The organism is Sphaerisporangium sp. B11E5 (assembly GCF_039871875.1).
Classification (GTDB): Bacteria; Actinomycetota; Actinomycetes; order Streptosporangiales; family Streptosporangiaceae; genus Sphaerisporangium.
The window spans coordinates 1-19,935 of sequence record NZ_JBDPMD010000024.1; the positions used below are offsets into that span (position 1 = coordinate 1).

General features: G+C 73.2%; 9 protein-coding genes. 5 read left to right on the forward strand and 4 right to left on the reverse strand.

Features of this window, described 5'->3' with window-relative positions; translation table 11 throughout:
• The first annotated feature begins 81 nt into the window (after positions 1-81).
• From ABGB17_RS21530 to ABGB17_RS21550, 5 genes are all read left to right on the forward strand, one after another.
• The gene (locus ABGB17_RS21530; RefSeq protein ID WP_347632268.1) at positions 82-942 is read left to right on the forward strand and encodes a histidine kinase; all 861 of its coding nucleotides are present in this window, start codon (positions 82-84) and stop codon (positions 940-942) included.
• Entirely contained in the window at positions 939-1,595 is a 657-nt protein-coding gene (locus tag ABGB17_RS21535; RefSeq protein WP_347632270.1) for a response regulator transcription factor, read from the forward strand. Before ABGB17_RS21530 ends, ABGB17_RS21535 begins: the two co-directional genes overlap by 4 nt.
• Positions 1,596-1,740: 145 nt before the next feature.
• On the forward strand, positions 1,741-3,570 hold the full coding sequence (locus ABGB17_RS21540) for a glycoside hydrolase family 15 protein (RefSeq protein ID WP_347632272.1): 1,830 nt from the start codon (positions 1,741-1,743) through the stop codon (positions 3,568-3,570).
• 141 nt (positions 3,571-3,711) lie between these two features.
• Entirely contained in the window at positions 3,712-4,110 is a 399-nt protein-coding gene (locus tag ABGB17_RS21545) for a hypothetical protein (protein WP_347632274.1), read from the forward strand.
• Positions 4,111-4,744: 634 nt separating this feature from the next.
• On the forward strand, positions 4,745-6,028 hold the full coding sequence (locus ABGB17_RS21550; RefSeq protein ID WP_347632276.1) for a helix-turn-helix transcriptional regulator: 1,284 nt from the start codon (positions 4,745-4,747) through the stop codon (positions 6,026-6,028).
• A gap of 390 nt (positions 6,029-6,418) precedes the next feature.
• On the opposite strand, the gene ABGB17_RS21555 is transcribed toward ABGB17_RS21550, so the two are convergent.
• Genes ABGB17_RS21555 through ABGB17_RS21570 form a run of 4 tightly spaced genes read right to left on the reverse strand, consistent with a single transcriptional unit; the run spans position 6,419 to position 19,927 of the window.
• Entirely contained in the window at positions 6,419-7,783 is a 1,365-nt protein-coding gene (locus tag ABGB17_RS21555; RefSeq protein WP_347632278.1) for a condensation domain-containing protein, read from the reverse strand.
• Positions 7,780-8,043, reverse strand: a complete 264-nt coding sequence (locus ABGB17_RS21560) for a phosphopantetheine-binding protein (protein WP_347632280.1) — start codon at positions 8,041-8,043, stop codon at positions 7,780-7,782. The genes ABGB17_RS21555 and ABGB17_RS21560 overlap by 4 nt, the downstream gene beginning before the upstream one ends.
• Positions 8,040-13,517 carry an amino acid adenylation domain-containing protein gene (locus ABGB17_RS21565; protein ID WP_347632282.1) on the reverse strand — a complete coding sequence of 1,826 codons (5,478 nt, stop codon included), beginning with the start codon at positions 13,515-13,517 and terminating at the stop codon, positions 8,040-8,042. Before ABGB17_RS21565 ends, ABGB17_RS21560 begins: the two co-directional genes overlap by 4 nt.
• Positions 13,514-19,927 carry an amino acid adenylation domain-containing protein gene (locus ABGB17_RS21570; protein WP_347632284.1) on the reverse strand — a complete coding sequence of 2,138 codons (6,414 nt, stop codon included), beginning with the start codon at positions 19,925-19,927 and terminating at the stop codon, positions 13,514-13,516. Before ABGB17_RS21570 ends, ABGB17_RS21565 begins: the two co-directional genes overlap by 4 nt.
• Positions 19,928-19,935 lie beyond the last annotated feature (8 nt).

Consider the following 19,935-nt stretch of genomic DNA (forward strand, 5'->3'; position numbering starts at 1 on the left):
GCTTTGGTGGGGGTGGGGGTGGCGGGGGTTGCTGTGGTGGTTGCTCGGGTTGCTGGGTTGCCGGGGGAGCCGGGGCCGGCGATGACGCTTGCGTTGTCTGTGCTTGTCGGGTCGGCGGTGCGGGTGCTGCCGGTGGTCCGGGCGGGGGCGATCGCCGCGGCGGGGTTCGGGGTGGTGGTGGTCAGTGGGCTCGCCGCCCAGACGCCCGGTGTGCCGGCTGTGCTGGTGCTGAGCGGCGCGGGGTGGTTCGGGGCGCTCGCCGTCGGGCTGAACCTGCGCCTGTTCGACGCTCATCGCCGTGCGGTCGCCGACACGGTGCGCCGCGACGAGCGACTCGCGCTGGCCAGGGAGCTGCACGACGTCGTCGCCCACCACATCACCGGCATCGTGGTGCAGGCGCAGGCCGCGCGGCTGGTCGCCGGCAAGCACCCGGAGAAGGTGGGCGAGTCGCTGGCGGGCATCGAAACAGCCGGTTCCGACGCCCTGGCCGCCACCCGCCGCGTCGTCGGCGTGCTGCGCGACACCGGCGACGGCCCGCCCCCGACGTCCACCCCCGAAGGGCTCGGTGACCTGGTCGAACGCTTCGCTGGCCACGGCCCCGCCGTACGCCTGCGCCTTCCGGACACCGCCCCCTCATGGCCCCCCGAGATCACCAGCACCGTCTACCGCGTCGTGCAGGAGTCCCTCACCAACGTCTCGCGGCACGCCCCGCACGCGACCTCGGTCACGGTCACCGTCACCGAGAACGGCGACACCGTCACCGTGGACGTCACCGACGACGCACCCGCCACCCCGGCCCACCCCCACCGCACCGGCTACGGCCTGACCGGCATGCGGGAACGCCTGGAAGCCCTGGACGGCGCCCTGCACGCCGGCCCCGCCGGCGACACCGGCTGGTCCGTGCGTGCCACCCTGCCGCTCCCCGCCCGGAGACGCCGGTGACCATCAGAGTGTTGCTGGCCGACGACCAGGCCATGGTGCGCGGAGGACTCCGGCTCATCCTGGAGGACCAGCCGGACATCACCGTGGTCGGTGAGGCGGCCGACGGTGCCGAGGCGGTGGCGCTGGCGCGGCGGTTGCGGCCGGACGTGTGCCTGGTGGACATCAGGATGCCGCGCCTGGACGGGATCGAGGTGACCCGGGCGCTGGCGGGGCCGGGGGTGGCCGATCCACTGCGGGTGGTGGTGGTCACGACGTTCGACCTCGACGAGTACGTGTACGGCGCGCTGCGGGGCGGGGCCGTGGGGTTCGTGCTGAAGGACGCGGGCCCCGCCCTGCTGGTGGAGGCGGTGCGTGCGGCCGACGCGGGCGACGCTCTGGTCTCGCCGTCGGTCACGCTGCGGCTGCTGCGCCACCTGACGGAGCCGGTGACGGCGGACGCGCGGGAACCCGTGCGGCCGTTGAGCGAGCGAGAGGTCGAGGTGGTGCGGGCCATCGCGCGGGGCCGCACCAACCAGGAGATCGCGGCCGAGCTGTTCATCTCGCTGAGCACGGTCAAGAGCCACCTTTCCGGTATCCAGGCCAAGCTCGGGCTGCGCAACCGTGTGGAAGTCGCCGCCTGGGCCTGGGAGAGCCGTCTGATGGACCAACGGTAGAGCCAGGATTCGAACCTGTGTACGACTCTGTGGAAACTGTGGATAACTTCGGCGCCGGACGGCACGACCTGGGCTTACGGAACCATGGCGCCCTGTTGGCAAAGCACAGGGCCGGTGGGAAGAACCGCGAACATAGCGTGAAGTCATGCCTGAGGACGGACACGGCGGTCCTGGCGGCGCGTACCCGCCCATCGCCGAGCACGGGCTGATCGGTGACCTGCGCACGGTCGCCCTGGTGGACACGCGGGGCACGATCGACTGGTACTGCTCGCCCCGGTTCGACGCCCCGAGCGTGTTCGCCACCCTCCTGGACGCGGAGCGCGGCGGGTCGTTCGAGCTCGCCGTCGACCTGCCGGGGTGCACCACCAAGCAGTTCTACTTCCCCGACACCAACGTGCTGATCACCCGGTTCTTCGCCGCCGACGGCGTCGGCGAGATCCAGGACTTCATGCCGATCCCCGAGGACCCCAGGGAGGCCGACCGGCACCGCCTGATCCGCCGCGTCGTCTGCGTGCGGGGCGCGCTGCCGTTCCGCGCCCTGGTGGCCCCCCGGTTCGGGTACGCCACCGAGTCCCACACCGTGCGGACGTACGAGGACCGGGCCGTCTTCACGTCCCCGTCGATGAGCCTGACCCTGGAGTCCACGGTGCCCGTCGAGCAGGACGGCGTGGACGTGCGGGCCCGGTTCAAGCTGCACGAGGGCGAGGCAGCCGTCTTCGCCCTGGACCGCGGCGACACCGCGCTGCCGCAGCGGGGATGCGCGATCGCCGAGGCGGAGGACGAGTTCACCGCCACGGTCGCGTACTGGCGCCGCTGGCTGGCCGGCTCACGGTACCGGGGCCGGTGGCGCGAGATGGTGCACCGCTCCGCGCTGACGCTGAAGCTCCTCACCTACGCCCCGACCGGCGGCATCGTCGCCGCGCCGACCACCAGCCTGCCCGAGCTGATGGGCGGCGAGCGCAACTGGGACTACCGCTACGTGTGGGTCCGCGACGCCGCTTTCTGTGTGTACGCGCTGCTCAGGCTGGGCTTCGCCGACGAGGCGGAAGCCTTCATGGGCTTCCTGTCCGAACACGTCACCCTGTGCCACGGCTGCCCCGCCGGCCCGCTGCAGATCATGTACCGCATCGACGGCGGCCGGGAGATCCCCGAACGCGAACTGCCCCACCTGTCGGGCTACCAGGGCTCGGTCCCCGTCCGCGTCGGCAACGCCGCCGCCGGCCAGCTCCAGCTCGACATCTACGGCGCCCTCATCGACTCGATCTACCTGTACGACAAGTGGGCCCAGCCGATCTCCAGCGACCGCTGGGACGAACTGTGCGTCCTGGTCGACTGGGTCTGCGCCAACTGGGACCAACCCGACGAGGGCATCTGGGAGACCCGCGGCGGCCGCCACGACTTCGTGTACTCCCGCCTGATGTGCTGGGTCGCCATCGAACGCGCCATGCGCATGGCCGCCCGCCGCGGCCTCCCCGCGGACATCCCCCGCTGGCGCGACACCCGCGACACCATCTACCGCCAGATCATGCGCCGCGGCTGGTCCCCCGAACTCGGCGCCTTCGTCCAGCACCTGGACGGTGACCTGCTGGACGCCTCCGTCCTCATGATGCCCCTGGCGAAGTTCGTCTCCCCCACCGATCCCAAGTGGCTCTCCACCCTGGACGCGCTGGGCCGCGGCCTGGTCTCCGACTCCCTGGTGTACCGCTACGACGCCCAAGCCAGCCCCGACGGCCTGACCGGCCACGAAGGCACCTTCTCCATCTGCTCCTTCTGGTACGTGGAAGCCCTGACCCGCGCCGGCCACGTGGACGAAGCCCGCCTGGCCTTCGAGAAGATGCTCACCTACGCCAACCACGTGGGCCTCTACGCCGAAGAGATCGGCCACACCGGCGAACAACTCGGCAACTTCCCCCAGGCTTTCACCCACCTGGCTCTCATCAGCGCCGCCTTCAACCTCGACCAGGCTCTCGGCTGAGAACCCGCCGCACCGGTCGGCCCGGTTCGCGCAGACAGGGACGGCTGGTGACCGGCGAGGGGTGGACGAGGTGCGATTCCATGCACGATTCTGGGACAAGCGGCTCACCCGCCATCGTCTCGCCTCCCTCCGGGATCAGTAATGATCGGCCTTCTGACACTGCTCGTCCTCGTCGTCGCCGTCGTGGTGGGAGGCGTGGTCGTCGGCCGGGCCCCGGCCAACGCCTCGCGCGTCCTTCGCTGGGCCGCGCTGGCGCTGACCGTCGTCACGGCCGCCGTGCTGACACCCTTCACGATCGGCGACTCCGGCTCCGCCGCGGCCTACCTGCTGGGGGTGCCCGTGGTGGCCGCGGTGATCCCCGTCGCCGCCGACCTGGCGGGCCGTGGCACTACCGTGGCCGACGCGACCGGGGCGATCGTCATGACGGTGTGGGGCGTCATGCTCGCCCTCGGGCTGGGCATGGCCTTCCTCCCCGCGGCGTTCCTGCTCGTCGCGGTGTTCGTCCGGGACCTCACGGTCCGCCGATCCCACGTCGCCTGACCACGCCGGCGTCGTTCGGCCCGCCGCGCGACCGCATGCCCCGGCGGGCCGGTACCCGACCTGGAACCACACCGTGCGGCCGGTCTCGCCGGTGTGGACGCCCCAGGCGAGCGAGATCGTCTCCACCAGCAGCAGGCCCCGTCCGCCCTCGGACAGGCCGTCGTGACGGACGTGGGGGGTGCTCGGGCCTCCGGCGTCCACGACGTCCACATGAATTCGGTCGTGGCAGTCGGCGATCGCCAGGGTCACCTTTCCGCTGTGACGGGAGTCCGAGTGGAGGGTGGAATTGGTCACCAGCTCCGAGACCAGAAGTGTGACATCGTCCAGAGCCGGATGATCCTCACCGAGTTTGGTTTTCACATACTTCCGTGCCAATGACGCCGATTCCGGCGAAGCGGTCAGTTCGCGCACGCCCAGCAGGGTGCCGGTGGTCATGTGGTGGGGAGCGGGATCTCGCATTTGTCCGGGTCTCCAGATGTTCGGCAAAGGACTTCGTCCGCGTGATCGTGCTTGAGGGGATTTCGCTTTACGGCGCGTTGACCAGTGCCATAGTTGGAGGTGGGAGCTCTGAGGAACAAGACGCGGGACGTCGCGTCGGGGTCGATGCGACATCTGAGACGGATGCGAGAGAGCGATGGCCGGACCGGCAGAGCCTGGCAATTCGGGCGAGTGGGTGGAATTCGGTTCCGCGTTGCGGGAGTTTCGGAAGCGCAGCGGTATGAGCCTTCGTGAAATCGCCGACCGCATCCGGTGGCATTACTCGCTGATCGGCAAGTGGGAACAGGGGAAGAACCGGCCGCCCGCCGATGCGGTCATGGCTCTCGACAAGGAACTCGGAAGTGGCGGGGAACTCGTGGCACGGGCGCTACATGCTGCTATGGCAGATATGCGCCGGGGTACCATCGAGACAAATTCCGAATCAGCCGATAAGGACGACGAGATGGAACGTCGTGCCGCCATACGGCTCCTCACGGCGTTGAGCGCCGGAGCCGTGATCCCACCGGGAGTCCTGGAGGACGTCCTCGCCGGGACGGAGCGCGCCCTCGGCGAACGCGTCCACATCGATGACTGGGACCGGACGGTCCACGAGTACGACCACCTGATCGCCACCTGGCGGGGTGGTTCGCTGATCAAGGATCTGACCGCCGAAGTCGTCGCCGTCGGCCGCCTGCTCGGCCAGAGGAACCCTCCGCTCATTCAGGCCGGCCTCCTGCGGGTCAGCGCCCGGCTGTCCGGCATGCTGGCCAAGGAGTTCGGCGCCGTGAACGATGTGCGGGCCGCACGGGTCGCATGGCGGACAGCACGCCACGCGGCCGACGATTCCGGCGACCGCGATCTGTCGGTGTGGATCCGCACGCAAGAGGCGGGAAACGCGTTCTGGAAAAAGCGACCCGCTGGCGCGGCGGCAGAACTGATCGACGAGGCCGAAGCGATCGCCAAGGGAGCGCCGTCGGCCGGACTCGTCTACGGACACGCCGTGCGTACCTATCTAGCGGTAGGGAGAGGCGACGCCCCTGGCGCGCACGCCGCGCTCGGCGACCTCAGACGAACCTTCGACCGCCTGCCGGACCACGTCACCGCCGACCACTCGGGCCACGGCTTCCCCCTGGAAGCGGTCCTGTGGAACGAGACCTACGTCTACACCCTTCTCGGCGACGACCGGGCAGGCGCGGTACTGGACCAAGCCCTCACCACCCACCCGGAGAACACCCACGGCCTCGCCAACCTCGAACTCATGCGAGCCGTAAGCCTGGTCCGCGACCGAGACGTCACCGAGGGCCTCCAACACGCGGTGACAACCCTCGCCGCCTCCGGCAGCGTCGCAGGCCGCCACATCGCCGCCCATCTCCTCAACACCCTGCCCCAGAAGGCCCGCACCCTTCCCGTCGCCCATGAACTGCACACCTTGATGGCGTGAGCCACTACAACGGAAAGTGAGCTGATCGGACCGGAACCGCCAGCTGGTGAGCATGCGTGTGGACCGCCGTACGGCGGCGCCGGATTCGCCGTACCACGTCCCGCCGCGTCGGCGCCGATCGGAGGCACAGCCTGGAGCAGGACGCGTCCGGGCGAAGCGTCCGCGCGAGGCGTCCGCGCGAGGCTTCTGCGCGAGGCGTCCGCGCGAGGCGTCCGCACGAGGCGTCTGCGCGAGGCATCTGCGCATGGCGGCTGGCCATGGCGCCCGCGCATGATGTCCCGAAGCTGCGGTGTCCGCGCACCGGACGCGTCCGCGCGAGGCGTCCGGCCATGGGTCCGGCCATGGGGTCCGGAGCCGCGGCGTTTGTGCGCCGGAAAAGTGCGGTGAGGGCTAGCTCGGTGGTGTGACTCCGATCAGCTTCGCGGCGGTGGTCATGGGGATGTCCTCGGTGAGGCTGTGGGTGAGGAGGGACTCGATGCCGAGGAGCATTGTCTTGGCGGTTTCTCGGGAGAGGTAGGCGGTGTCGATGATGACGCTAAGTTGGGCGGTGTCGGGGGCGGTGCCTATGGTGAAGAAGATTTTGAAGCGGACGCCGGGCCAGGCGTTGGTGACGTAGGTTCGGGTTTTCTGCAGGAGGGAGGTTAGCTCTTCGGCTGCAGGGAGGCTGGGCCAGGTGGTGCCGCCTCTGCGGTCGTTGAGGAAGGCGTCCAGGTCGGGTTCTCTGCCGCGTTTGTGGCCTATCTGTTCGCGCATGGCGGTCATGGCGAAGGGGTCGTAGTGGGCGTTGCGGTAGGCCATGAGGGCGCTGCGGTGGGCTTCCTGGCAGGTGGTGGAGAAGGTGGTGGTGGGGAGGTCCAGGACGAAGAGGCCGTCTTGGCCTACGGTGCCGACCATGGTGCGGGTTCTCGGGTCGCGGCGGTTGCTGTGGACCAACTGCATCACGGCTCTGGGGCGGGCGCTGACGGTGGCGAGGGCGGTGGCGCAGGCCGCGAGCAGGACGCTGGTGGTGCTGATGGTCCAGCGGGTGGCGAGGCGTTCGGCGGCGATGGCCAGGGCTACGGACTCCATGCCGACTTCGATGAAGCGGGGGGTCTCGGGGTCGCCTGGGGGGTGGTCGAAGACGTCCAGGGGGACGTCTTCCAGGATGGAGCGCCAGTAGCGGATCGAGCGTTCTGAACGGGTCTGGTAGGACTCCTCGCGTTCCAGGGCCGCCTGGTCCCTCGGGTGCCAGTCGGCGGGGGGCAGGTCCTCGCCGCGCAGCAGGGCGCGCCATTCGGTGGACAGCAGGGCCAGGGCCTGGAAGTCCACGGCCAGGTGGGAGAAGGTGAAGGCCAGGGCCATGGGGCGGTCGTTCTTGAGGACGACGGCGCAGCGCAGGGGGAGGTCCTGGTCGTGGGTGAAGATCGTGGTGCTGAGGTCGGTGGCGAGGCGTTCGGCGACCTGGAGGGCGCGGTCGGGGCCGGCGTCGACCAGGTCCACGGTCAGGTGGCCGGTGCGGGCGACGCGCTGGACGGGGCCGTCGGCGGTGGCGGCGAACGTGGTGCGCAGGGTCTCGTGGCGTTCCAGCAGGACGCGCAGGGCGTCGAGCACGGTGGGGAGGTCGCGTTTGCCGTACACGGGGAGGACCCAGGGGCAGTTGAGGAAGGACTGGCTGTCGCCCATGAGGTGGACGGCACGCCACATCAGGCGCTGGCCCCAGGTCAGGGTGGCGGTGCCCTCTCGCGCGCCGTGGAACGCCACCGTGCGGGTCGTCATCGGGCGGCCAGCAGTTCGGCGACGTGGGCGGCGAGGGCGTCCACGCTCTCGAAGGACGACAGGTCGCCGCTGAGGTCGACGTCCACGCCGTAGGTGTCCTCGATGGCGTCGATGAGGCGGATGCGGGCCAGTGAGCTGAGGCCGAGCGCCGAGAGCGAGTGACGGGCGGTGAGGGCGTCCTCGGCGCGGACCTCGCCGTCCGAGGCGCTCGCGATCATGCCGGCCAGCTCGCGGCGGAGTTCGGTGGTGGTCTCGCTCATCTGTGGGTCTCCGTTGTCTCGTTGCGTGCGCGCAGGGCCTGGAGGCCGACCAGGTCGTCGGCGACGGCGTCCGGTACTTCCTGGTCGAAGCGTGCGAGGGCGGGCACGCGCAGGGCGATGAGGGCGACCACCAGGATGGCGGCGCCGAACAGCAGGTACATGAAGCCGACGCCGCGGCCGGGGCCGGTGCCGATGAGCGTGCCGACGCTGGACGCGAGTGCCCCGCCGTCCATGAGCAGCGGGTCGAGCACCGAGGCGGCGTACGGGGCGACCAGGCCGAAGCCGATGGGCAGGGTGGACCAGGCGATCAGCGTGTTCATGGCGAACACCCGGCCGTGGAAGCGCTGCGGCACCTTGACCTGCACGATGGTCGTGTAGATGCCGTTGAGCAGGGTCACCCAGGCCGTCATGCCGCACACCCCGACGGCGATGACCACCAGGTCGGCCCGCAGGCCGGTGACGACGCTGAACACGCCGAGCGCCAGGGTGCACAGCAGCACGCCGCGCAGCCGCAGCTTACGCGGGCCACCCCAGGCGATCATGATGAGCGCCCCGGCGAACGTGCCGACGCCGGCGAGGAAGGACACCCGGCCGACGTCGGCGAGCCCGGCGAACGACAACACGAGCGGCCCGAACATCAGCAGCAGCGGCGACAGGAACACGTTCAGCACGACGAAGAACAGCAGCATGCCGCGGAAGCCGCGGTGCCCGAGCGAGTACCGCAGCCCGCCGAGGATCTCGGACGTGATGGGCTCGCGCCGTCGCCAGGCCATGGTGGCGGGGAACCGCACCACCAGCAGCACGAGGATGGCGGCCGTGTAGCTGAGGACGTCCAGCAGCAGGATGCCGCCGAGCCCGATGCCGGCGAGCAGCCCCACCGCGAAGATCGGCACGAGGAGCTGGGCCGTGCCGAAGCCGAGCTGCATGATGCCGTTGGCGTGCCCGAGGTAGTGCTTGGGGACGAGCTGCGGGAGGGCGGTGGCGTACGCGATGCGCTGGAAGGTGAGCGCGACCGACAGGCAGGCCAGCAGCGGATATATCGCCCATGTGGTCCCGGTGGTGAGGTTGCCCGTCCACAGCAGCAGCCCGAACAGGAGCTGGGTGGCGAACGCGGCGGCGTCCCCCGCGAGCATCACCCGGCGCCGGCTCGACCGGTCGATGATCGCCCCGGCGACCGGGGCGGTGAGCAGGCCGGGCACGAGGCCGACGACCGCCAGCAGGGCGAACTGCACCACCGACCCGGTCGTGGTGTAGATCCACAGGGGGACGGCGAACTCGGTGAGCGCCGACCCGGTCATCGACACGAGCTGGCTGGACGCGACGGCGAGGAACCGGGCGAGGCTCGGCTGCGCCCCGGCCGGCCGCACCGGGGTGTCCGAACGGGACACCTCGTGCAGCCACCAGGTGGCGTCCGGCCCGCGCGCCGGTCTCCTGAGCTCGTCCTCCGAGGAGCCGTCCAGCGCCCGGTGCGCGGTCGTGACGATCTCGGCCACCTCGGCGGCCCGGTACTTCAGGAAGAAGTGCCCGGCCTCGGCGAGCACGACCACCGCCGATGTGGACGTCAGGAAGTGCCACTCGCGGAAGCGTTCCTGGTAGTAGTCCGTCGCGGGGTCCTCGGTGCCGACCACGCTGATCACGGGGGCCCGCAGTCGCTCGGTGCCGGACGCGAGCAGGCGGGTGTAGTAGTCCTCGGCGTCCCGCGAGTCGCGCCGCATGTTCCGCACGATGCGGCGGGCCTCGGTGTGGTCGATGTCGCCGATCTCCAGGCCGAGCGAGATGAGCGAGTTGACGTACCGCTGGTCGCCGCGCAGCCGCTCCGCCTCGGCGAACTTCGCGATCCGCGACATCAGGGCGCCGCGCGGCCGGGCGAACGGGAAGATGCCCCCGATGTACAGGGCGGTGAGCTCCCGGCCCGCGGCCTCCAGCCGCCGCGCGATCTCCACGCTCAGCGCCGAGCCGACGCCGCAGTGGCCGTACACCACGACCGGGCCCTCGACGTTCTCCAGGATCTCCCGCACGCAGGCCGCCGCGAGCTCCTCGAACTCCAGCCGCTCCTCGCTGAGGCCGAGGTCGTGCCCGGGGGTGGCCAGCGCCCACAGCGCGTGCCCGTCGGGCAGCGCGTCGGCGAGCGGCTGGTACACGACGGCGCTGCCGCCGCCGAACGGCACGCACACGTAGCTGAGCACCGGCGGTGTGGCGCGGGCCGGGGTGAGGCGGTGCAGCAGCGCGCGGGGGCCGCGCCGGTCGGCGGGGGTGTCGGCGAGGGCGGCCAGCTCGCGGACGGTGGGCTGCTTGAACACGTCCATGACGCTCACCTCGGCGCCGGTCTGCCTGCGCAGCCGCGCCACCACCTGGGTGGCGAGCAGGGAGTGCCCGCCGAGGTCGAAGAAGTCGTCGTCCACGCCGACCGCCTCGACGCCGAGCAGCTCGCTCCAGATGGCGGCGAGGGCCCGCTCGGTGGGGGTGTCCGGCGCGATGAACTCGACCGCGGCGTCCCGCCCGGCGACCGGCGCGGGCAGCGCGCGGCGGTCCAGCTTGCCGCTCGGGCCGAGCGGCAGGGTGGCGAGCGTGACCCAGCCGGCCGGCACCATGTAGTCGGGCAGCGTCTTCTTCAGCTCGGCCCGCACGGCGGCGTGGTCGAGCACCTGGTCGAGCGCCCCTGAGTCCACCGGCGTGATGTACGCGACGAGGCGCGGGTCGCCGGGGCGGTCCTCGCGCACGATCACCGCGGCGTCCCTGACGGCGGGCAGGGCACGTAGCGCCGCTTCGATCTCGCCGAGCTCGATCCGCAGGCCGCGCAGCTTGACCTGGCCGTCCATGCGGCCGAGGAACTCCAGGGCCCCGTCGGGACGGCGCCGGGCGAGATCACCGGTGCGGTACAGCCGCGACCCCGGCCGGCCGAACGGGTTCGCCACGAACCGTTCGCAGGTGAGCTCCGGCCGGTTGAGGTATCCGAGGGCGACCTGGGTGCCGCCGATGAACAGCTCGCCGGGCACGCCGACCGGCACCGGCGCCATGGCGGCGTCGAGCACGTACAGGGCGGTGTTGGCGACCGGCGTGCCGATCGGCACCCGGGCCGCCTTGGCGAGCGTCGCGGGCCGGCAGTGCCAGGACGACACGTCCACGGCCGCCTCGGTCGGGCCGTACAGGTTGTGCAGCCCGGCCCTGGGCAGCGTCTCCACGCAGCGCCGCGCGAGGTCGGCGGGCAGCTCCTCGCCCGAGCAGATCACGCGGCGCAGCGCACGGCAGTCCGCCGCGCCGTCCTCGGCGAGGAACGCGGCGAGCATGGACGGCACGAAGTGGACGGTGGTGACCTTCTCGGTGACGAGGAACCGGCGCAGGTACGCCGCGTCCTTGTGCCCGCCGGGAGTGGCGAGCACCAGGGTCGCGCCCTGGCGCAGCGGCCAGAACAGCTCCCACACCGACACGTCGAAGCTCACCGGCGTCTTCTGCGCCACCACGTCGCCCGCGCCGAGGCCGTACCGCTCCTGCATCCAGTCGAGCCGGTTGGCGATGCCGCCGTGGCTGTTCGGCACCCCCTTCGGGCGGCCGGTGGAGCCGGAGGTGTAGATGACGTAGGCGACGTCCCCAGGGTCCACCGGGGACAGCGGGGGCAGCGGGCCGGAGCCGGACCACACGTCCGGGTCGTCCAGGTCGAGGACGACCGCGGCGGTGTCCGGCAGGGACGGCCGGATCCTCCGCTGGGTGAGCAGCACGGCGGGGGCGGCGTCCGACACCATGAACGCGATCCGGTCCGCCGGGTAGTCCGGGTCCACCGGCAGGTACGCGGCGCCCGCCTTGAGCACGCCGAGCAGGCCGGGCAGCAGCTCCAGCGAACGTTCCGCGCAGACGGCGACCACCGACCCCGGGGTCACCCCGTGGCGGCGCAGGGTGTGCGCCACCCGGGTGGCCGCCGCGTCCAGCTCGGCGTACGTCAGCGACCGCCCCTCGAAACGCACCGCGACCGCACCAGGGGTGCGTGCCGCCTGCTCCTCGATCGGGCCGTGCAGGGTGGCCGCGCCGGGGTACTCGGTGGCGGTGGCGTTCCACCCCTCGACCACGAGGTGCCGTTCCTCGTCGGTGAGCAGGTCGATCTCGGACAGCCGCAGGTCCGGCCGCGCGGCGACCCGCTCCAGCAGGGTGCGCAGGTGGCCGGCGAGCCGTTCCACCGTGGCCGCCTCGAACAGGTCGGTGTTGTAGACGAACAGCCCCGACATGCCGCCGCCGGGGTCGTCGGCGACGTACAGCTCCAGGTCGTACCGGGTGGCCCAGGCATCGAGCGGGAAGTCCGCCACGCTCAGCCCGGCGGGCGGCTCGAAGGCGCCGCCGCGGAAGTTCTGCATCGCCAGGATGACGCCGAACAGCGGCGACCTCGACACGTCGCGCGGCAGGTCCAGCTCGGAGACGAGCTGCTCGAACGGCACGTCCTGGTGGGCGAGGGCGTCCACGGCGACGGCACGCACCCGGTCGAGCAGGTCGCCGAACGACGGGTCGTCCGACAGGTCCACCCGCATGGTCAGCATGTTGACGAAGCAGCCGATCACCCCGTCCAGCTCGGGTGCCTGCCGTCCCGCCACCGGGGAGCCCACCGCGACGTCGCCGGTGCCCGCGTACCGGCCGAGCAGCGCGGCGAACCCGGCGAGCATGGTCATGAACGGCGTGGCCCCGTGCGCGCGGCCGAGCCCGGCCAGCGCGGTGGTGAGTTCCGCGCTCAGCGGGAACCCGCACGCCGCGCCGGAGTAGGTGCGCTCCGGCGGCCGGGGCCGGTCGGACGGCAGGTCCAGCGGCTCGAGGCCGGCCAGCCGTTCCCGCCAGAAGTCCAGGTCCCGCTCCGGCGCCGGCAGCCCGCGCTGCCAGGCCGCGTAGTCGCCGTACCCCACCTCGGGGGCAGGCGGCGTGCCGCCCGCGTAGCGGGTGAAGACCTCGCGCAGCAGCAGGCCGGCGGACCAGCCGTCGGCGGCGATGTGGTGCACCGCCACCACCAGCACGTGGTCCTCGTCGGCCAGCCGCACCAGCAGCGCCCGCGCCACCGGCCCTTCCGCGAGGTCGAACGGCGCCGAGAGGAAGCCTTCCACCAGGGCACGGGCGGTGGCCTCGTCCGGCGCGTCAAGCACGGTCAGCGGCAGCGTCGCCTCGTCCGCGATCACGACCTCGGGCCGCCCGTCCCAGGTCGCGGGGTACCGCATGCGCAGCGCGTCGTGCCCGGCCACCACGGCGTCGAGCGCGGCACCGAGGGCTTCGGCGTCGAGCGGGCCGCGCAGGCGCATGGTGAGCGGGATGGTGAGCTGCGTGGTGCCCGGCGCGAACTGTTCCAGGAACCACAGCCGTTCCTGCGCGTGCGACAACGGCGGCGGCTCCCCCTCGGGCCGCGCCGGGACGGTCCGCTTCGGCACGGCCGCCGCGCCCCTGCGCAGGCGTTGCGCCAGCAGCGCCTGTTTGGTGGCCGACAGGCCCTCCGCCCCCGAGCCGGTCACTTCGGCACCTCCTCCTCCAGCAGATGGGCCGCCTCGTCCTCGGTCAGGCCGGAGAGCTGCTCGATCAGCAGCGTCTCGACCGCGGTGGCGAGCCCGGCGACGGTCGGCTGGTCGAACACCATGCGGATCGGTACGTCCGTGTCCAGCGCGTTGCGCAGCAGGGCCGCGACCCGGGTCGCCAGCAGCGAGTGGCCGCCGAGGGCGAAGAAGTCGTCGAGCGCGCCGACCCGTTCGGTGTCCAGGCCGAGCACCTCCGCCCACACCCCGGCCACCAGCGCCTCGGCGTCCGTGCGGGGCGGCACGAACCGCGCGGCGGGTTCCGGCGCCGGCGCCGGCAGGGCCGCGTGGTCCACCTTGCCGGTGACGGTGAGCGGCAGCGCGTCCAGCCGTACCCACCCCGTGGGCACCAGGTGCGCGGGCAGCGTCGCGGTGAGACGGCGGCGCAGCTCCCCGGGGTCGGCCGGGCCCACCGTGTACGCCACCAGCCGTTCGCCGTCCGCGGTGACCACGGCCTGGTGGACCCCGGGGCAGGTGAGCAGCGCCGCCGTCACCTCGCCCGGCTCCACCCGGAAGCCGCGCACCTTCACCTGGCCGTCGAACCGGCCGAGGAACTCCAGGTTCCCGTCCGGCCGCAGCCGCACCCGGTCGCCCGTGCGGTACAGCCGGGCGCCGGACGGGTCGCTCACGAACCGTTCGGCGGTCAGCGCGGGCCGGCCGAGGTAGCCCCGGGCGAGACCCGCGCCGCCGAGGCACAACTCGCCGGGCACGCCGGGCGGCACCGGCTCGCCGTACCGGCCGAGGACGCGGGCGATCGTGCCGCCGATGGGCCGGCCGATCGGCGGGGTGGTCCGCGCGTCCGCCGCGCCGAGGTCCGCCGCCGTGGCGATGACGGTGGCCTCCGTCGGGCCGTAGGTGTTGACCAGCCGCACCCGGTCGCCGAACCGGGCGCGCCAGCGGCCCACGGCGGCGGCGTGCGCCTGTTCGCCGCCGAGCACGACCAGCCGCAGCGGCTCGGGCCAGGTCACGTCGCCGAGGGCTTCGGTGAGGCGGTGCCAGTAAGCGGTGGGCAGGTCGAGCACGGTGACCCGCCCGCCCTCCGGGGTGCGCAGGACGTCGGGCAGGGTGGCCGGGCCGTCGGGCAGCAGCAGCACGGAGGCGCCCGCCGTGAGGGCGGGCCACAGCTCCTCGGCGTGGGTGTCGAAGCTGAGCGACGCGAACTGCGCCACACGGTCCGTCCGGCCGAGGCCGTACGCCTCCCGCATCCAGCGCACCCGCCCGGCCAGCGCGCCGTGCTCCACCAGCACGCCCTTCGGCAGGCCCGTGGAGCCGGAGGTGTAGATGACGTACGCCGGGTCGCCGGGCGCGGGGACGGGCCAGGTGCCTCCGGCGTCGCCCGGATCGGCGGTGGGGGCGGGCCAGGTGCCTCCGGCGTCGGCGGGGGTGACCAGGGGGACGGAGCCGGGCAGCCGGGACGCGAGCGAGGGGTCCGTCACCACCAGGCGGGCGCCGCTGTCCCGCACGAGGAAGGCGAGCCGTTCGTCGGGGTACTCCGGGTCGAGCGGCAGGTACGCGCCGCCGGCCCGCCACACGGCGAGCAGCGCCGTGACCGCGTCGATCGACCGGCCGAGGCACACACCCACCACGTCCCCGCGGGTGACGCCGCGCCGCCGCAACGCCGACGCGAGCCGTGTGACCCGGGTGTCGAGCTCGGCGTACCCGGCCCGCTCGCCGCCGCACACCAGCGCCGTGGCCCGCGGTGACGCGGCGGCCGTCCGCGCGAACAGCTCCGGCACCGTGGCGCCGCCGTCGTCCGCGTGGCCCTCGGCCAGGGCGGCGCCGTCGGCCGCGCGGTTCCCGGCCAGGACGGCGCTGTCGTCCGCGTGGCCCTCGGCCAGGGTGGCGCCGTCGGCCGCGTGGCATTCGGCCAGGGCCGCGGTGGCGGCCTCGTCGGCGGCGGTGAGCATCGGCAGCCGCGAGATCGGGGTGCGTGGCGCGTCCGCGATGCCCCGCAGCAGCGTCTCGAAGCGGGCCGCCAGCCCCTCGACCGTGGCGGTGTGGAACAGCGTGGCGTCGTAGCCGAGGGCCGCGAGGAGGCCGTTCTCGCCGCGCCAGGTCTCCAGGGCGAGGTCGAACTTCGCCTGCCGGTACCCGCCGTCGAACAGCTCCACCCCGAGGTCGCCGACCCGCTCGGGCGGCGTGCCGTCCCCCACCTGGCTGTGCAGGATGATCATCGTGGACAGCAGCGGGTTGTGGTGGATGTCGCGTGGCACACCCAGCTCGCCGACGAGCCGTTCGAACGGCACGGTGCGGTGGGCGTGCGCCTCCAGCACCGTGCGGCGGGTGGCGTCCAGCAGGTCGCCGAACGCCGGGTCGCCGCCGAGGTCGCCGCGCAGCACCAGAGTGTCGGTGAGGTACCCGATGACGGGCTCCAGCTCCACCCGGTCGCGGGCCGCCCACGGCGTGCCGACGAGGATGTCGTCCTGCCCGGTGTGCCGGGCCAGCAACACCTGGTAAGCGGCCACCAGCACCATGAACAGGGACGCCCCGTGCTCCTGCGCCAGCCGCTCCAGCCGCCCCACGACGTCCTCGGGCACCCGGAACATGTGGAACGCGCCGTCCGGCCGCCCCCCGCGGGGCTTGTCCGTGGGCAGCTCCAGCCGGGCGGGCTCGGCGAGGCGGCGGCGCCAGTACGCCAGGGCTTCCTCGGCGGCCGGGCCTGAGTCTCTTTCCCGCTGCCACGACGCGATGTCGCCGAACTGCACCGTCATGGGCCGCAGGCCGGGCTCGGTGCCGGTGACCCGGGCCTGGTAGAGGGCGAACAGGTCGTCGAACAGGATGCTGTTGGACCAGCCGTCGGCGACGATGTGGTGCAGCGAGAAGCACAGCACGTGGTCGTCGCGGCCGAGGGTGAGCAGGCTCACCCGCAGCGGGGGCGCGGCGGCGAGGTCGAACGGCGCGTTGACGCGCGCGGCGACCAGCCGCCTGGCCTCCTGCTCGGCGTCGGGCGAACCGCTCAGGTCGATGCGTTCCACCGGCACCGGGCCGGGCGGGTCGATGACCGCGATCGGCGTGCCGTCGATGTCGGGGAACGACGTGCGCAGGCTCTCGTGCCGCGCCACCACCCCGTCGAGCGCGTCCCCGAGCGACCGGATGTCCAGCGGGCCGCGCAGCCGCAGCACGAGGTACATGTTGTACGAAGCGTCGTCCGGGTCGAACCGCTGCAGGAACCACAGCCGTTCCTGCGCGAACGACAACGGCGGGGCGGACCCCGGCGGCCGGGGCCGCACCGCCGCCGTCTCCGGTTCGTCCGAGGCGTCGGCCACCGGGGCGGCCCCGGCGCGCAGGCGCGTGATCTCCCCGACGACGCCTCCGATGGTCGGGTCGTCGAAGAAGGTGTCCAGCGACACGTCCACCCCGAGGCGCTCCCTGATGCGCGCCGTGATCTGGGTCATGGTGAGCGAGTGCCCGCCGAGGTCGAACAGGTCGTCGTCCGGCGCGATGTCCGCGTCGCCGGGGTCGAGCACCTCCCGCCAGATGCGCCGCACCTCCTCGACCAGGTCGGCCGCCTCGCCGGGGTCCTCCGCGGGGACGGCCGGGGCACGCGCCGGCTCGGGGAGCGCCGCGCGGTCGAGCTTGCCGACGGGGGTCAGCGGGAGGGCGTCCAGTGTCACGTACGCGCTCGGCAGCAGCGGCTGCGGCAGGGTGCGCGCCAGGTGGGCGGACAACTCGGCCGGCTCGGGGGCCGCGCCGGCCGTGGGCACGACGTACGCGATCAGGCGGGGATCGCCCGTCTCCCCGTCGCGGGCGATCACCGCCGTCTCGCCCACCCGTGGGTGGTCCAGGAGGCGAGCCTCGATCTCGCCGAGCTCCACGCGGTGGCCGAGCAGCTTGACCTGGCCGTCCTGGCGCCCGATGAACTCGATCTCGCCGTCCCCCCGGTACCGCGCCAGGTCGCCGGTGCGGTACAGCCGCGAGCCGGGCGGGCCGTACGGGTCGGGCACGAAACGCTCCGCCGTGCGGTCCGGCCGCGCACGGTAGCCGCGCGCGACCCCGGCCCCGGCGACGCACAGCTCGCCCGCGACGCCCACCGGCACCGGCCGCATGGCCGCGTCGAGCAGGTAGATCTGGGTGTTGGCGATGGGACGGCCGATCGTGACCGTCGCGCCCGGCTCCCCCGCGGTGCTCCAGATGGTCGTCTCGGTGGGGCCGTACACGTTGACGACGCGGGGGCAGCGGGCACGCAGCTCGTCCGCGAGCCTCGCCGGCAGCGCCTCGCCGCCCGCGAGCGCGGTCACCCCGCCGATGCCGCCCGGCAGCAGCAGGCGCCACACCGAGGGGGTGGCCTGCACATGGGTGACACCCTGCTCGGCGACCAGCCGCGCCAGCGCCTCCGGCCGCCGCACCGCGCCGTGCGGGGCGACCACCACCCGGCCGCCCGTGACGAGCGGCAGGTAGACCTCCAGGGCGAAGATGTCGAACGCGGGCGAGGTGAGGGCGAGCCAGGTGTGGGAGGGGTCCGCGCCGAGCCGGTCACGCATGGCGAGCAGCAGGTTGGCGAGGTTCCCGTGGTCCACCTCGACACCCTTCGGGCGCCCGGTGGAGCCCGAGGTGTAGATCACGTACGCGATCTCGCCGGGCAGCGGCGGCCGGGCCGTCCCGGACGGCGCCGGATCCACGCCTTCCACGCCGGCCGGCTGGTCCTCCGCGGCGGCGGGACGGCCGTCCGGCTCCTCGTCCACGACGAGCACCGGGCCCGGCAGGTGCGCGGGGGCGGCGGTCTCGCACAGCAGCAGCCGGGGGCGGGCATCGGTGACGATCATGGCGAGGCGGTCCGCCGGGTGGCCCGGGTCGAGCGGCAGGTAGGCGGCGCCCGCTTTGTGCACCGCGAGCAGGGACGCGAGCAGCAGGCCGGACCGCCGCAGGTGCACGGCCACCAGGTCCCCGCGCCCGACCCCGGCCCGCCGCAGCCGGTGGGCGATCCGCTCCGCGGTGGCGTCCAGCTCGGCGAAGGTGAGCGAGCGGCCCTCGAACGTCACGGCCACCGCGTCCGGCCGTTCCCGCACCCGCTCGGCGAACAGGCCGGGCAGCGTCGCGCCGGCGGGGTAGGCCGCCCCGGTGGCGTTCCACTCGGTGAGCACGCGCCGCAGCTCCGCCGGGGGCAGCACCGCCAGGTCGGCCAGACGGGTCTCCGGCTCGTCGGCGGCGTGCCGCAGCAGGGCCCGCAGGCCGCCGAGGAAACGTCCGGCGGCGTCCCGGTCGATCGCCGCCGGGTCGAACCGCAGGCTCACCGCGAACCCGTCAGGGCCGTCCACGACCTGCAGGTGCAGCGCGTTGCGTGTGCCGCCGCCGAACATCATGCGGTCGACGGTGATCCGCAGGCCGGGGAACACCGGCTCCGGCCCGTTCCTGCGATAACTGATGGACACGGGTGTGGCGGCGCCGCGCGGCACGCTGAGGGAGATCGGCACCTCCCGGAACCGGTACACCTCCCGCAGCTCACCACGGACGTCCCTGACGAACCGCGCGAACGACCGCCCCGGCTCCGGCCGCGCGACCACGGGTAACTCGTTGACGAACGGCCCGATGTGATCGCGGGTCTCCGGCCGGCGCGTGGTCAGGTCCACCGCGACCGCCGCGTTCCGCGCGCCGTACCGGAACAGCAGCGCGTGCGTGGCGGCGACCAGCGTCTCGAACGTCGTCGCTCCCGCCGCCCGCGCCACGGCCGCGACGTCCCCGCCGAGCCCGGGGTCGACGCCGGCGGCGATCTCCTCGCCCTCGCCGTAACGGTGCGCGGTGCGCCGCTGCCCGGGCAGCACGATCTCGGCGGGCTCCAGCCGCCGCCCGGCCCAGAACTCCCGGGCGGCGGGCAGGGCCGCCGCGACACGCTCGTGCTCGGCGCCGGCCGCGTCGGCGAACGACAGCGGCATCACCGGCTCGCCGGGGCCGCCGCCGGCCCGCGCCGCGTAGAAGCGGGCGAGGTCGCGCACCAGGATGTCCTTGGACATGCCGTCGAAGACCAGGTGGTGGGCCGTGAACAGCAGCAGGTGCCGCCCCGGCCCCGCGGGCGCGAGCGTGAACCGGGCCGGCGGGCCCTTCTCCAGGTCGAAACCGCGGCCCGTCTCGTCCGCGGCCAGCCGGTCGAGGTCGCCGGGGTCCGGCAGGTGCGTCACGGACGGCTCCGCCGCCGGGGCCAGGCGTAAGCCGTCGCCGCTCTCCTCGACGGTGGTGGACAACACCGGGTGGCGGGCGATCACGTCGCCGCACGCGGCGAGCAGGGCGGGCACGTCGAGGTCGCCGTCGAACCACAGGGCGAGCGGCATGCGGTACGCCGGTCCCGCGCCCATGCGCTCGCCGACCCACATGCCCTGCTGGGCCGGGGACGCCTGGAGGCTGTGCTTGCGGTGGGTCATGTCGGTTC